Origin of the sequence: Kitasatospora sp. NPDC051914 (assembly GCF_040680995.1) — a bacterium.
Lineage (GTDB): Bacteria > Actinomycetota > Actinomycetes > Streptomycetales > Streptomycetaceae > Kitasatospora.
In genome coordinates this window covers 1-14,190 of record NZ_JBFAXX010000009.1, presented here as the reverse complement: position 1 = coordinate 14,190, position 14,190 = coordinate 1, and the positions used below count along the sequence as shown (strand labels likewise).

The window sequence follows — 14,190 nt, the reverse complement described above, 5'->3', positions numbered from 1 at the left end:
GAACCGGCCGCCCGCGCGCCCCGCAGGCGGGGAGGAGTCAGGACCAGCGGCCGGTGCGGCCGAGCAGCAGGGCGCCGGCCGCCACGCCCGCCGTGGAGGTGCGCAGCACCGACGGGCCCAGCCGGTACGGTGCGGCGCCCGCCCCGGCGAAGGCGGCCAGTTCCTCCGGCGAGACGCCACCCTCCGGGCCGACCACCAGCACGATGTCGCCCTTCTCCGGCAGCGCCGCGGTGGCCAGCGGCTCGGCGCCGTCCTCGTGCAGCACGGCGGCGAAGGCCGCCGCCGACAGTACCGGCGCCAGCTGACGGGTGGTCACGAGGTCGTGGACCCCGGGGAAACGCAGCCGCCGGGACTGCTTCCCGGCCTCCCGCGCGGTGGCCCGCCACTTGGCGAGGGCCTTGGCCCCCCGGTCGCCCTTCCACTGGGTGATGCAGCGGGAGGCCGCCCACGGGATCACCGCGTCGACGCCGACCTCGGTCATGGTCTCCACCGCGAGCTCGCCGCGGTCGCCCTTGGGGAGGGCCTGGACGACGACGATCCGCGGGCCCGGCTCGGGCTCCTCGCGGACGGTGTCCACGGTGACGTCCAGCGCGTCCTTGCCGTGCACGGCGGTCACCGTGCCGTCGACGCCGAGGCCCAGCCCGTCGGCCAGGGTGATCGCCTCACCGGCCTCCAGCCGCTTCACCGCGACCGCGTGCCGTCCCTCGGGCCCGTCCAGCCGCACCACCGCACCGGCCACGGCCCCGGCCAGCACCGCACTCTCGACGACGAACACCGGCGCAGTCATGACGGGGGCTTCCTTACGAGAGTGAGTACCGAAGGGGCGCGCGGTGGCTCCTACCGGCCGTTGAAGGCGTCCTTGAGGCGGGAGAACAGGCCCTGCTGGCCCGGTGCGAACTGGCCGGACGGGCGCTCCTCGCCGCGCAGCATGGCGAGCCGCCGCAGCAGCTCCTCCTGCTCGGGGTCGAGCTTGGTCGGCGTCTGCACCTCGACATGCACTATCAGGTCGCCCCGGCCGCCGCCGCGCAGGTGCGTGATGCCGCGGCCGTGCAGCGGGATCGACTGCCCGGACTGGGTGCCGGGCCGGATGTCGACCTCCTCCAGCCCGTCGAGGGTCTGCAGCGGCACCTGGGTGCCGAGGGCGGCCGCCGTCATCGGGATGGTGACGGTGCAGTGCAGGTCGTCGCCGCGCCGCTGGAACACCGCGTGGCTGGTCTCGGCGATCTCCACGTACAGGTCGCCGGCCGGGCCGCCGCCGGGGCCGACCTCGCCCTCGCCGGCCAGCTGGATGCGGGTGCCGTTGTCGACACCGGCGGGGATCTTGACGGTGAGGTTGCGGCGGGCGCGGACGCGGCCGTCGCCGGCGCACTCCGGGCACGGGGTCGGCACGACGGTGCCGAAGCCCTGGCACTGCGGGCAGGGGCGGGAGGTCATGACCTGGCCGAGGAAGGACCGGGTGACCTGGGAGACCTCGCCCTTGCCGCGGCACATGTCGCAGGTCTGGGCGGAGGTGCCCGGTGCGGCGCCCTCGCCGGAGCAGGTGGTGCAGGTGACGGCGGTGTCGACCTGGAGTTCCTTGGTGGTGCCGAACGCGGCCTCCTCCAGGGTGATCTCCAGGCGGATCATGGCGTCCTGGCCGCGGCGGGTCCGCGAGCGCGGGCCGCGCTGGCCGCCGGCGGCGCCGAAGAAGGCGTCCATGATGTCGGAGAAGCCGAAGCCCGCGGCGCCGAAGCCGCCCGCGCCCGCGCCGCCGCCGTTGGGCGACAGCGGGTCGCCGCCGAGGTCGTAGACCTGGCGCTTGGCCGGGTCGGAGAGCACCTCGTAGGCGGCGTTGATCTCCTTGAACCGCTCCTGGGTCTTCGGGTCCGGGTTGACGTCCGGGTGCAGCTCACGCGCGAGGCGACGGAACGCCTTCTTGATCTCGTCCTGCCCCGCATCCCGTCGGACGCCGAGTACCGCGTAGTAGTCCGTGGCCACCAAATGCTCCGCTTGTTCCGCCTCTAGAAGGTGCTTGCGTTCGACCGGCTGCGCTCGTTGCGCAGCCCGCTGTTACGACTCGGCCAGGATCTGACCCACGTACCGTGCCACCGCCCGCACCGCCCCCATTGTGCCCGGGTAATCCATCCGGGTCGGACCGATCACACCCAGCTTTGCCACGCTCTGGTCGCCCGAACCGTAACCGACGGAGACGACGGACGTGGAATTGAGGCCCTCGTACTCGTTCTCCCGGCCGATCCTGACCGTCATTCCGGACTCCGCGGTCTCACCCAGCAGGCGCAACAGCACCACCTGCTCCTCCAGTGCCTCCAGCACCGGCTGGATGGTCAGCGGGAAGTCGTGCCCGAAGCGGGTCAGGTTGGCCGTGCCGGCCAGCATGATCCGCTCCTCGTTCTGCTCGGCGAGGGTCTCGAAGAGCGTCGCCAGCACGGTGGAGACGATCGGCCGGTCGCCGGGCTCGAAGGCGTTGGGGAGGTCGTCCAGGACGGAGGGCACGTCCGGCAGCCGGCGGCCTGCGGCCTGGGCGTTGAGCCTGGCCCGCAGGTCGGCCAGCACGCTCTCGCCGACCGTGCCGGGGCAGTCGACGATGCGCTGCTCCACCCGGCCGGTGTTGGTGATCAGGACGAGCATCACCTTCGCGGGTGCCAGTGCGACCAGCTCGACGTGCCGGACGGTGGAGCGGGTCAGCGACGGGTACTGCACGACCGCGACCTGGCGGGTCAGCTGGGCGAGCAGCCGGACGGTGCGGGCGACCACGTCGTCGAGGTCGACGGCGCCCTCCAGGAAGTGCCGGATGGCCCGGCGCTCGGGAGCGGTCATCGGCTTGACCTCGGCCAGCCGGTCGACGAACAGGCGGTAGCCCTTGTCGGTGGGGATGCGGCCGGCGCTGGTGTGCGGCTGGTGGATGAAGCCGTCCTCCTCCAGCGCCGCCATGTCGTTGCGCACCGTCGCCGGGGAGACGCCGAGGTTGTGCCGCTCGACGAGGGCCTTGGAGCCGACCGGCTCCTCGGTGCCCACGTAGTCCTGGACGATCGCGCGCAGCACGGCGAGCCTGCGCTCGTCGAGCGGGCGGACGCTTGGACGCGTGTCGATGAGACGCTCGTCGACCCTGCGCTCGTTGGCCACGGGGCACGCACCTCCGTCTTCGCCCGTTGGACCTGGTGACCGTCCGGTTCCCTGGCACTCTGGATGGCAGAGTGCCAGGACCGTACCTGCCAGTGTAAGTGCCCGACCCCGACGGCTGGAACGGGCCTCCCACGTGATCCTCGACCGATCCGGCGGGCGCGTCCCGTGCCCCGCCCGGCGGCCGGTGGCAGCATCGAAGGCGAGCGAGTTACCGAAGGAGCAGCGATGTCGTCGACACGGCAGCACTCCCGCTTCGCACCGGACCGCGGCCTGACCGGCCGGATGGTCACCACCATGTTCCTGATCGGCCTGGTCTACGTGGGGTTCACCGGGCTGCTGATCGTCCTGCTGCGCGGTGCCTGGCCGCTGATCCTGGTGCTGTCCGGCGGCCTGTTCGTCGCGCAGTTCTGGTTCAGCGACAGGATCACCGAGAAGGCGATGGGCGCCCACGAGGCGTCGCCCGAGGAGTACCCGCAACTGCACGGCACGATCGACCGGCTCTGCGCGCTGGCCGACATGCCCAAGCCGCGGGTGGCGGTCGCCCGCAACGACATGCCCAACGCCTTCGCCACCGGCCGCAACCCGCAGAACGCGGTGGTCTGCGTGACCACCGGGCTGCTGCGCCGGCTGGAGCCGGAGGAGCTGGAGGGCGTCCTCGCGCACGAGCTGTCGCACGTCGCGCACCGGGACGTGGCCGTCATGACGGTGGCCGGCTTCCTCGGCGTCCTGGCCGGCGTGATGACCAGGGTCGCGCTGTACGGCGGCTTCCTGGGCGGCAACCGCAACAGCAACGACCCGAACACGGCGATCGCGCTGATCGTCGTCCCGCTGGTCAGCATGGTCGTCTACGCGCTGAGCTTCCTGCTGACCCGGATGCTGTCGCGCTACCGGGAGCTGGCCGCCGACCGCTCGGCGGCGCAGCTGACCGGGCGGCCGAGCGCGCTGGCCTCCGCGCTGACCAAGGTCACCGGGCAGATCGCCGCGATCCCGACCGAGGACCTGCGCAAGGCGCAGCCGTACAACGCCTTCTACTTCGCCCCGGCGCTGAACGCGCGGGAGGCCGCGTCCCAGCTGTTCTCCACCCACCCGTCGCTGGAGCAGCGGCTGGCGCAGCTGGCGAAGATCTCCGCCGAGCTCGGCCGCTGACGGCCCGGAGAGGACGGTCATGGGATTCCTGGACACCCTGCTCGGGCGGAGCAAGCCGGTGAAGCCGGACCTGGACCAGCTGTTCGGCATCCCGTCCGCCGCGCTCACGCTGGAGGCGGCGGCCGGGTTCCTGCCGACCGGGCTGGGCTCGGTCTGCTTCGCGGCCGTCGAGGGCGGTGCCTTCGAGGAGGTGAAGCGGCAGGTCCGGGCGCTGCTGGACGCGGACACCGACCGCGGCGGCGTCCCGGTGGAGGCCTCCCGCGACGACTACGGGTACTCGTGGCTGCTGGCCCGGCACACGCCGGAGGAGCTGCCGGACCTGGTCAACGACCTGCACGCCGTCAACAGCGAGCTGGAGGCGCACGGCTTCGGCCCGCAGCTGCTGTGCTCCCTGGTGGGCTTCAAGGACGCCGAGGGCCGGTCGCTGGCGCTGGTGTACCTGTACAAGCGCGGCAGCTTCTACCCGTTCGCGCCGGTGCCGGGCGGCGGGGAGAAGCGGAACAGCCCGCTGGAGCTCCAGGTGAAGGCGATGCTCGGCAACGACCTGCGGATCGAGCAGGAGCTGTCCCGGTGGTTCCCGGTCTGGGGCGCACCGGGGCTGTGACGGGCGCACGGCGGCCCGGCGCGCCGTAGGCCGGACGGGGGATGCGCGGGCGTCGGGCTCGTACACTCCGTCCATGCGCAGCAGGCAGTACGGCCCCGACCTGACCCCGCCCTGGAAGCGGCAGCAGCCGGCCCCGGAGGTGGCTGCCGAGCGGGACCTGGTGGTCGAGGAGGCCGCGACCGGGTTCTGCGGGGCGGTGGTGCGCTGCGAGAAGACCGCGGAGGGCCCGACGGTCACCCTGGAGGACCGGTTCGGCAAGCACCGGGTGTTCCCGATGGTGGAGCGCGGCTTCCTGCTGGAGGGCCGCGTGGTGACCCTGGTGCGGCCCGCGGGGCCGGCCCCCGCGCGGGCGCCGGGCCGCACCGCCTCCGGGTCGGTCGCGGTGCCGGAGGCACGGGCCCGGGTGGCCCGGGAGTCGCGGATCTACGTCGAGGGGCGGCACGACGCCGAACTGGTCGAGCGGGTGTGGGGCGACGACCTGCGGATCGAGGGCGTCGTCGTGGAGTACCTGGAGGGCGTGGACGACCTGCCGGCGATCGTGGCCCGGTTCGGGCCCGGCCCGGAGCGCCGGCTCGGCGTGCTGGTCGACCACCTGCTGCCGGGCACCAAGGAGCACCGGATCGCGGAGCAGGTCTCCGGCGGCTCGGTGCTGGTGGTCGGCCACCCGTACATCGACGTCTGGCAGGCCGTGAAGCCCGCCTCCGTGGGCATTCCGGCGTGGCCGGAGGTGCCGCGCGGGGAGGTGTGGAAGGAGGGCGTCTGCCGCCGTCTGGGCTGGCCGGTGGACCCGCCCGCGGCCTGGCGCCGCATCCTCGCCTCGGTCGACTCGTACCGGGACCTCGATCCCGCCCTCCTGGGCCGCGTCGAGGAACTGATCGACTTCGTGACCGCCACGGACTGACCGAGTGGGCGGACCCCTCAGGGGCGCGGTCCCCGCGCCCCTGAGGGCGGGCCCGGCTAGTCGACCAGGTCGCGGACGACGGCGTCGGCGAGGAGGCGTCCGCGCAGGGTGAGGGCGGCGCGGCCGTCGGCGTGCGCGGCGGGGTCGAGCAGGCCCTCCTCCAGGGCGTGCAGGGCGGCCTTGCGGCCGTCCTCGGTGAGGAGGTCGAGCGGGCAGCCGTCGACCAGCCGCAGCTCCAGCAGGATGCGCTCGACCCGGCGGTCCTCCTCTGCGAGGACCTCGCGGCCGAGGGCGGGGGTGCGTCCCTCGGCGAGGGCCCGGGCGTAGGCGGCGGGGTGCTTGGCGTTCCACCAGCGGACGCCGCCGACGTGGCTGTGTGCGCCGGGGCCGGCGCCCCACCAGTCGGCGCCGGTCCAGTAGAGCTCGTTGTGGCGGCAGCGCCCCTCCGGGGTGGTCGCCCAGTTGGAGACCTCGTACCAGGAGTAGCCGGCCCGGCTCAGGGCGTCCTCGGCGATGAGGTAGCGGTCGGCGTGCACGTCGTCGTCGATCATCGGGAGTTCGCCGCGGCGGACGCGGGCGGCGAGCCGGGTGCCCTCCTCGACGATGAGGGAGTAGGCGGAGACGTGGTCGGGGCCGGCGCCGATCGCGGCGTCCAGGGAGGCCCGCCAGTCGTCGTCGGACTCGCCGGGGGTGCCGTAGATGAGGTCGAGGTTGACGTGGTCGAAGCCGGCCTCGCGGGCCTCGGCGACGCAGGCTTCGGGCCGGCCGGGGGTGTGGTGGCGGTCGAGGACCTGCAGGACGTGCCTGCGGGCGCTCTGCATGCCGAAGGAGATCCGGTTGTAGCCGCCCTCGCGGAGCTCGGCCAGGTAGGCGGGGCCGACCGACTCCGGGTTGGCCTCGGTGGTGACCTCGGCGCCCGGGGCGAGCCCGAACTCCTCGCGCAGTGCGGCGAGCATCCGCACCAGGTCGTGGGCGGGCAACAGGGTGGGGGTGCCGCCGCCGAGGAAGACGGTCCGCACGGGCAGGTCGGTGTCGCCGAGGACCTTCCGGGCGAGCCGGATCTCGGCGATCACGTTGTCGGCGTAGGTCTCCTGCGAGGCGACCGCGCCGGAGGAGCGCAACTCGGTGGCGGTGTAGGTGTTGAAGTCGCAGTAGCCGCAGCGGCTGGCGCAGTACGGCACGTGCAGGTAGAAGCCGAACGGCCGGCTGCCGAGCCCGGTGAGGGCGTGCGCGGGCAGGGAGCCGTCGGACGGCACCGGTTCGCCGTCGGGGAGAGCGGAGGGCATACCCCCCATTGTCCCGTACGGCCCGGGTTGCCCCGGAGCCGTACGGGACGGCGGGTGTCAGGCCTCGTTGGAGCCGGCGTACATCTCGGTGATGGCGTCGGCGTACTCGCGCTCGACCACCGGGCGCTTGATCTTGAGGCTCGGGGTCAGCTCGCCGTGCTCGACGTCGAGGTCGCGCGGCAGCAGGGTGAACTTCTTGATCGTCTGCCAGCGCTGGAGCTCGCCGTTGAGGCGCTGGACGAACCCGTTGATCAGCTCGTTGGTCTCCGGTGCGGCGACCACCTCGGCGTAGGACTTGCCGGCCAGGCCGTGCTCGGCGGCCCACGGCATGATGACCGTCTCGTCGAGGCCGATCAGCGCGGTACAGAAGTTGCGCTGGTTGCCGATGACCAGGACGTTGCTGACGAACGGGCAGACCGCCTTGAACTTGCCCTCGACCTCGCTCGGCGCGACGTACTTGCCGCCGGAGGTCTTGAACATGTCCTTCTTGCGGTCGGTGATCCGCAGGTAGCCGTCCTTGTCGAGCTCGCCGATGTCGCCGGTGTGGAGCCAGCCGTCCGGCTCCAGCACCTCGGCGGTCTGCTCGGGCAGCTGGTGGTAGCCGCGCATGACGCCGGGGCCGCGGAGCAGGATCTCGCCGTCCTCGGCGATCCGGACCTCGGTGCCGGGCAGCGGCAGGCCGACCGTGCCGACGCGCGTCGCGCCGTCCCGGTTGACGGTGGAACCGGCCGAGGTCTCGGAGAGGCCGTAGCCCTCCAGGATCGGCACGCCGGCGCCCATGAAGAAGAAGCCGATCTCGGGGGCGAGCGCGGCGCTGCCGGAGACCGAGCCGCGCATCCGGCCGCCGAACGCGGCGCGGATCTTGGCGTACACCAGCTTGTCGGCGACCTTGTGCTGCAGGGTCAGCCCGAACGGGGCGGTGGCCCTGCCGGTGGCGATCTGGTTGGCCTGGGTGGTGCGCGCGTAGTCGCGGGCGACCTTGGCGGCCCACATGAAGATCTTGTACTTGGCGCCGCCCTCGGCGCGGGCCTTGCCGGCGATGCCGTTGTAGACCTTCTCGAAGATGCGCGGGGCGGAGGCCATCAGGGTGGGCCGGATCGCGGGCAGGTTGTGGATGATCCGGTCGACCCGGCCGTCCACGGCCATCACGTGGCCGGTGGCGATCTGGCCGGAGATCAGCGTCTTGCCGAAGACGTGCGACAGCGGCAGCCACATGAACTGCACGTCGTCGGAGCGCAGCAGCCCGCTCTGCTCCTGGGCCAGGCCCTCGTACGCCCAGCAGTCGTGCACCAGGCGCACGCCCTTGGGGCGGCCGGTGGTGCCGGAGGTGTAGATGAGGGTGGCGAGCTGCTCGGGCTCCAGGGCGTCGACGGCCTTCTCGACGGCGTCCGGGTGGTCGACGAGGTAGGCCGCGCCGCGCTCCTCCAGCTCCGCCAGGGTGATGACGGTCAGTCCGGCGGTCTCCGGGGTGCCGGCCGGGGCGTCGAAGAGGATCACCGTCTCCAGCTCGGGCAGCTGGGCCTTCTCCTCGACCGCCTTGGCGAGCTGCTTCTCGTTCTCGGCGAACATCGCCCGACTGGCCGAGTTGCGGAGGATGAACGCCGTTTCGTCGGCGTTGGTGCTGGGGTACACGGTGGTGGTGGCAGCACCGGCGCACATGTTCCCGAGGTCCGCGATGATCCACTCGACCCGGGTGGTCGAGGAGATCGCGACGCAGTCCTCGGACTCGATACCCAGCGACATCAGGCCTGCCGCCACTGCTCTGACCCGCTCCGCGGTCTGCGCCCAGGTGAGTGAGCGCCACTGCTCTGCGCCGGGCGCACCGTCCGCGGCGTGCTCGTCGACCGGCACCGGGTAGCGGTACGCCTCACCGTCGGGTGTGGCCTTTACCCTGCTGAGGAAGAGGTGGGCCACAGAGGGCGGACGCCGCTCGATCATGGACTGCGCGGAACTCAACGAGGACCTCCGGGGGGCGGGTGGCCGAGGGTGAGGGACGGGCGGCCGTGGGGGCAGCCGAACCGGCCCGCCTTGTTAACCAGCAAGTAACAAGAAACCAGGCAGCAGCCTAGGGCGTGAGCGGCCGTTCCGTAAGGGGGTCGGGACAGCTGGCACACCTTCGGACCTGCAGTGCAGACGCGGTCCGCCCCGGCGATAAGGGCGGTCCTAGCACGAAATACCCAGTCGCGAGTAGACCTAAATGAGGATGCGCGCATCCGCGTCGAGGACGAGAGTGTCACGGTGCTGATCAGACTCTTGAGGGCCCACCTATGGCCCTACCGCCAACCGATCCTGCTGCTGGTGCTCCTCCAGCTCGTTTCCACCCTCGGAGCCCTGTACCTGCCCACGCTGAACGCCGACATCATCGACAACGGCGTGATCAAGGGCGACACCGGCTACATCCTGCGGATCGGCGGCGTGATGATCGTCGTCTCGCTCGCCCAGGCCGTCTGCTCGATCATCGCCGTCTACTACGGCGCCCGCACCGCCATGGGGGTCGGCCGCGACATCCGCGCCACCGTCTTCGACCGGGTGCAGAGCTTCTCCGCGCGGGAGCTCGGCCAGTTCGGCGCGCCCTCCCTGATCACCCGCACGACCAACGACGTCCAGCAGGTCCAGATGCTGGTGCTGATGGCGTTCACCCTGATGGTGGCAGCACCCATCATGTGCGTCGGCGGCATACTGATGGCCCTCAACCAGGACGTCCCGCTCTCCGCCCTGCTGCTCGCCGTGGTACCGCTGCTCGGCATCGTCGTCGTGCTGCTGGTCCGCCGGCTGCGCCCGCTGTTCCGCGGCATGCAGGAGCGCATCGACGGCGTCAACCGCATCCTGCGCGAGCAGATCACCGGTATCCGGGTCATCCGGGCCTTCGTCAAGGACGGCCACGAGCAGGACCGCTTCGCCGGCGCCAACCAGGACCTCGCCGACGTCTCGCTGCGGGTCGGCCGCCTGATGGCGTTCATGTTCCCCGCCGTGATGTCGGTGGTGAACGTCTCCAGCGTCGCGGTGCTCTGGTTCGGCGCCCACCGGATCGACAGCGGCGAGATGCAGATCGGCGCCCTGACCGCCTTCCTGTCCTACCTGATGCAGATCCTCATGAGCGTCATGATGGCCACCTTCATGTTCATGATGGTGCCGCGCGCCGAGGTCTGCGCCGAGCGCATCCAGGAAGTGCTCACCACCGAGCCCAGCCTGGCCGCCCCCGCCGTGCCGGTCACCGAGCTCGACGGCCGCGGCCGGCTGGAGCTGCGCGACGTCGAGTTCCGCTACCCCGGCGCCGAGGCCCCGGTGCTCCGCGGCATCGACATCCTCGCCCGCCCCGGCGAGACCACCGCGATCATCGGCTCCACCGGCTCCGGCAAGTCCACCCTGCTCGGGCTCGTCCCCCGGCTGTTCGACGCCACCGGCGGCCAGGTGCTGGTCAACGGCGTGGACGTCCGCGAGATCGACCCGGCGCGGCTCTCCGAGGCGGTCGGCGTCGTCCCGCAGAAGCCCTACCTGTTCTCCGGCACCGTCGCCAGCAATCTGCGCCACGGCCGGCCCGAGGCCACCGACGACGAGCTCTGGCAGGCCCTGGCCACCGCCCAGGCCAAGGAGTTCGTCGAGATGTTCCCCGAGGGCCTGGACGCCCCGATCTCCCAGGGCGGCGCCAACGTCTCCGGCGGCCAGCGCCAGCGCCTGGCGATCGCCCGGGCCCTCGTCCGCAAGCCGGAGATCTACCTCTTCGACGACTCCTTCTCCGCCCTCGACTACGCCACCGACGCCAGGCTGCGCCGGGCTCTGGCCGCCGAGACCGCGGACGCCACCGTCGTCATCGTCGCCCAGCGAGTCTCCACCATCCGCGACGCCGACCGGATCATCGTGCTCGACGAGGGCGCCGTCGTCGGCAGCGGCACCCACCACGAGCTGATGGCCGGCAACCCGACCTACCGGGAGATCGTCCTCTCCCAGCTCACCGAACAGGAGGCGGCGTGACCACCCCCGGCCCCAAGGCCCAGCGCAGCGCCTCGCAGGAGGCCGCCGCCCGGCGCGGCCCGGCCGGCCCCGGCCGCTTCATGGGCGGCCAGGGCGCGGAGAAGTCCATGGACTTCAAGGGCTCCGGCAAGCGGCTGCTCGGCCTGCTCCGCCCCGAGCGCACCCTGCTCTACGGCGTGCTCGCCCTCGGCGCCGTCAGCATCGGCTGCGCGGTCGCCGGCCCGTACGTGCTCGGCCACGCCACCGACCTGATCTTCGCCGGCGTGGTCGGCGCCCAGGCCCCGGCCGGCATCAGCAAGGAACAGGCGCTGGAGGGCCTGCGCCTGGACGGCAAGGGCGGCATCGCCGACATGCTCTCCGCCGTGCCCTTCACCCCCGGCCAGGGCATGGACTTCAACGCCATCGGCACCGTCCTGCTCTGGGTCCTGGCGATCTACGCGGTCTCCGCCGTCTTCGGCATCGCCCAGGGCCGGCTGGCCACCACCGCCATCCAGCGCGCCGTCTACCGGCTGCGCCAGGACGTCGAGTCCAAGATCGCCCGGCTGCCGCTCAGCTACTTCGACCGCCAGCCGCGCGGCGAGGTGCTCAGCCGGGTCACCAACGACATCGACAACATCGGCCAGTCCATGCAGCAGACCACCGGCCAGGTGGTGAACTCCCTGCTCACCATCGTCGGCGTGCTCGGCATGATGTTCTGGATCTCGCCGCTGCTGGCCGTGATCGCGCTGATCTCGGTGCCGCTGTCCGTGGTCGTGGCGGCCAAGGTCGGCAAGCGGGCGCAGCCGCAGTTCGTCACCCAGTGGAAGAGCACCGGCGCGCTGAACGCGCACATCGAGGAGATGTACACCGGTCACACCCTGGTGAAGGTCTTCGGCCGCCAGCAGGAGGCCGCGGAGATCTTCCGCAAGGAGAACGAGGCGCTGTACGCCTCCAGCTACCGGGCGCAGTTCATCTCCGGCATCATCCAGCCCGCGATGATGCTGATCGGCAACCTGAACTACGTGCTGGTCGCGGTCGTCGGCGGTCTGCGGGTGGCGAGCGGCGCGCTGTCCATCGGCGACGTGCAGGCGTTCATCCAGTACTCCCGCCAGTTCAGCCAGCCACTCACCCAGGTCGCCTCGATGTCCAACCTGGTGCAGTCCGGCGTGGCCTCCGCCGAGCGCCTCTTCGAACTGCTCGACGCCCCCGAGCAGACCCCGGAGCCGGCCATGCCGGAGCGCCCCGCCGAGCTGGCCGGCCGGGTCGCCTTCGAGGACGTCTCCTTCCGGTACGAGCCGGAGAAGCCGCTCATCGACAGCCTGTCGCTGAAGGTCGAGCCGGGCCACACGGTCGCGATCGTCGGCCCGACCGGCGCCGGCAAGACCACCCTGGTCAACCTGCTGATGCGGTTCTACGAGGTCAGCGGCGGCCGGATCACCCTGGACGGGGTGGACATCGCCGCGATGTCCCGCGAGGAGCTCCGCTCCGGCATCGGCATGGTGCTCCAGGACACCTGGCTGTTCGGCGGCACCATCGCCGACAACATCGCGTACGGCGCCGACGGCGCCACCCGCGAGCAGGTGGTCGAGGCCGCGAAGGCCGCCCACGTGGACCGCTTCGTGCGCACCCTGCCGGACGGCTACGACACCGTCATCGACGACGAGGGCACCGGTGTCAGCGCCGGCGAGAAACAGCTGATCACCATCGCCCGGGCGTTCCTCGCCCAGCCGTCGATCCTGGTGCTGGACGAGGCGACCAGCTCCGTCGACACCCGCACCGAGGTGCTGATCCAGAAGGCGATGGCCCGGCTGCGGACGGGCCGCACCAGCTTCGTGATCGCGCACCGGCTCTCCACCATCCGGGACGCCGACGTGATCCTGGTGATGGAGAACGGCTCCATCGTCGAGCAGGGCTCGCACGACGAGCTGATCGCCGCCGAGGGCGCGTACGCGCGCCTCTACCAGGCGCAGTTCGCCGAGGCGGTCGCCGAGGTCGACTGATACGGCGTCGTCGCGCCGCCCGCGTCGGCGGACGTGCCACGAGGGGGAGGTCCGGTGCACCGGGCCTCCCCCTCGGCGTTCGTGCCCGGTGCGGGCAAGGGCCGGTGTGCACGGGGTGGTGTACGCACCGGGCCCGGGACGGCCGCGCTAGCGTGGCGGGGTGACCGACACCGATGCGGCGCTCGCCGACCCGTTCGAGACCTATCGGCGCTATCTGGGTGCCGTCGCCTACCGGTTGCTCGGCTCGGTGGCCGACGCCGAGGACGTGCTGCAGGAAGCGTGGCTGCGCTGGCAGGCCGCGGACCGTTCCCGGGTGGAGGAGCCCCGCGCGTTCCTGACCACCGTGGTGACCCGGCTCTGCTACGACCAGCTCGGCTCGGCCCGGGTCAGGCGCGAGGAGTACTACGGCGAGTGGCTGCCCGAGCCGGTGGTCGCCGAGGAGCCCACCCCCGCCGAACTCGCGGAGCTCGGCGAGTCGGTGTCGATGGCGGTGCTGACGGTGATGGAACAGCTGAGCCCGGCCGAACGCGCCGCCTTCGTGCTGCACGACGTCTTCGCGGTCGGCTTCGACGAGATCGCCGCGACCCTGGAGCGCAGCCCGGAGGCCGCCCGGCAGCTCGCCTCCCGGGCCCGCAGGCGGGTGCGCGAGGGCAGCCGGCGGGGCACCGTCGACCCGGCCGAGCACCGGCAGGCGGTGAGCGCCTTCGCCGCGGCCACCGCGGGCGGCGACCTCCAGGCGCTGCTGGCGGTGCTCGACCCGGACGTGGTCTGGCACTCGGACGGCGGCGGCGTGGTCACCGCCGGGGTGCGGCCGATCGTCGGCGCCGACAAGGTCTCCCGGCTGGTGGTCGGGCTGGTGGCCAAGTGGTTCACGCCGGAGAGCTCGATCGTCCTCGCCACGGTCAACGGCGAGCCCGGCATGGTCGTGTACTCCTCGCCGGGGGTGGTCGGCGGCGTGGTGGCCTTCACGGTGGTCGACGGTCTGATCACCGAGACGTACGTGGTCGTCAACCCGGAGAAGCTCACCCACGTGCACTGAGCCCCGGCAGGACCCGACCCGCGGACGGAAACGGCCCGCGGACGGGAACGGCGGATCGGCGTGATCCACGGGTTCTCCCGGCGCTAAGCGGATTACTTATCCTATTAAACAACCCCGGAGCGGATTGTCAATCCGGTTAG

General features: G+C 72.0%; 11 protein-coding genes. 6 read left to right on the top strand and 5 right to left on the bottom strand.

The genetic code is table 11. The features are described from left to right. Positions 1 to 37: 37 nt before the first annotated feature. From AB0M03_RS08310 to hrcA, 3 genes are all read right to left on the bottom strand, one after another. Positions 38 to 787 carry a 16S rRNA (uracil(1498)-N(3))-methyltransferase gene (locus AB0M03_RS08310; protein WP_363489795.1) on the bottom strand — a complete coding sequence of 250 codons (750 nt, stop codon included), beginning with the start codon at positions 785 to 787 and terminating at the stop codon, positions 38 to 40. 50 nt (positions 788 to 837) lie between these two features. Continuing rightward, a complete protein-coding gene (dnaJ, locus tag AB0M03_RS08305) occupies positions 838 to 1,977 on the bottom strand; it encodes a molecular chaperone DnaJ (RefSeq protein ID WP_363489793.1) in 1,140 nt (379 codons plus the stop codon). A 72-nt stretch (positions 1,978 to 2,049) separates the two neighbouring features. Further along, positions 2,050 to 3,090: a heat-inducible transcriptional repressor HrcA gene (gene hrcA / locus AB0M03_RS08300; protein ID WP_363490046.1), complete on the bottom strand. Its 1,041-nt coding sequence runs from the start codon at positions 3,088 to 3,090 to the stop codon at positions 2,050 to 2,052. Between the two features lie 258 nt (positions 3,091 to 3,348). Between hrcA and htpX the strand changes: the two genes are divergently transcribed. The 3 genes from htpX (at position 3,349) to AB0M03_RS08285 (ending at position 5,774) form a co-directional block, all read left to right on the top strand. After that, positions 3,349 to 4,269, top strand: coding sequence for a zinc metalloprotease HtpX (gene htpX, locus AB0M03_RS08295; RefSeq protein ID WP_363489791.1), 921 nt, complete (start codon positions 3,349 to 3,351; stop codon positions 4,267 to 4,269). A gap of 19 nt (positions 4,270 to 4,288) precedes the next feature. After that, positions 4,289 to 4,873 carry a hypothetical protein gene (locus tag AB0M03_RS08290; protein ID WP_363489789.1) on the top strand — a complete coding sequence of 195 codons (585 nt, stop codon included), beginning with the start codon at positions 4,289 to 4,291 and terminating at the stop codon, positions 4,871 to 4,873. Positions 4,874 to 4,946: 73 nt separating this feature from the next. Continuing rightward, positions 4,947 to 5,774: a DUF3097 domain-containing protein gene (locus AB0M03_RS08285; protein WP_363489787.1), complete on the top strand. Its 828-nt coding sequence runs from the start codon at positions 4,947 to 4,949 to the stop codon at positions 5,772 to 5,774. Positions 5,775 to 5,830: 56 nt separating this feature from the next. Here AB0M03_RS08285 and hemW read toward each other — a convergent pair whose 3' ends face one another. Continuing rightward, entirely contained in the window at positions 5,831 to 7,060 is a 1,230-nt protein-coding gene (hemW, locus tag AB0M03_RS08280) for a radical SAM family heme chaperone HemW (RefSeq protein WP_363489785.1), read from the bottom strand. 57 nt (positions 7,061 to 7,117) lie between these two features. Next, positions 7,118 to 9,016, bottom strand: a complete 1,899-nt coding sequence (locus AB0M03_RS08275; RefSeq protein WP_363489783.1) for an AMP-dependent synthetase/ligase — start codon at positions 9,014 to 9,016, stop codon at positions 7,118 to 7,120. A 282-nt stretch (positions 9,017 to 9,298) separates the two neighbouring features. Between AB0M03_RS08275 and AB0M03_RS08270 the strand changes: the two genes are divergently transcribed. The 3 genes from AB0M03_RS08270 (at position 9,299) to AB0M03_RS08260 (ending at position 14,050) form a co-directional block, all read left to right on the top strand. Continuing rightward, on the top strand, positions 9,299 to 11,032 hold the full coding sequence (locus AB0M03_RS08270) for an ABC transporter ATP-binding protein (protein WP_363489781.1): 1,734 nt from the start codon (positions 9,299 to 9,301) through the stop codon (positions 11,030 to 11,032). 80 nt (positions 11,033 to 11,112) lie between these two features. After that, positions 11,113 to 13,011, top strand: a complete 1,899-nt coding sequence (locus AB0M03_RS08265) for an ABC transporter ATP-binding protein (RefSeq protein ID WP_363490044.1) — start codon at positions 11,113 to 11,115, stop codon at positions 13,009 to 13,011. 160 nt (positions 13,012 to 13,171) lie between these two features. Then, a complete protein-coding gene (locus tag AB0M03_RS08260; RefSeq protein ID WP_363489779.1) occupies positions 13,172 to 14,050 on the top strand; it encodes a sigma-70 family RNA polymerase sigma factor in 879 nt (292 codons plus the stop codon). Positions 14,051 to 14,190 lie beyond the last annotated feature (140 nt).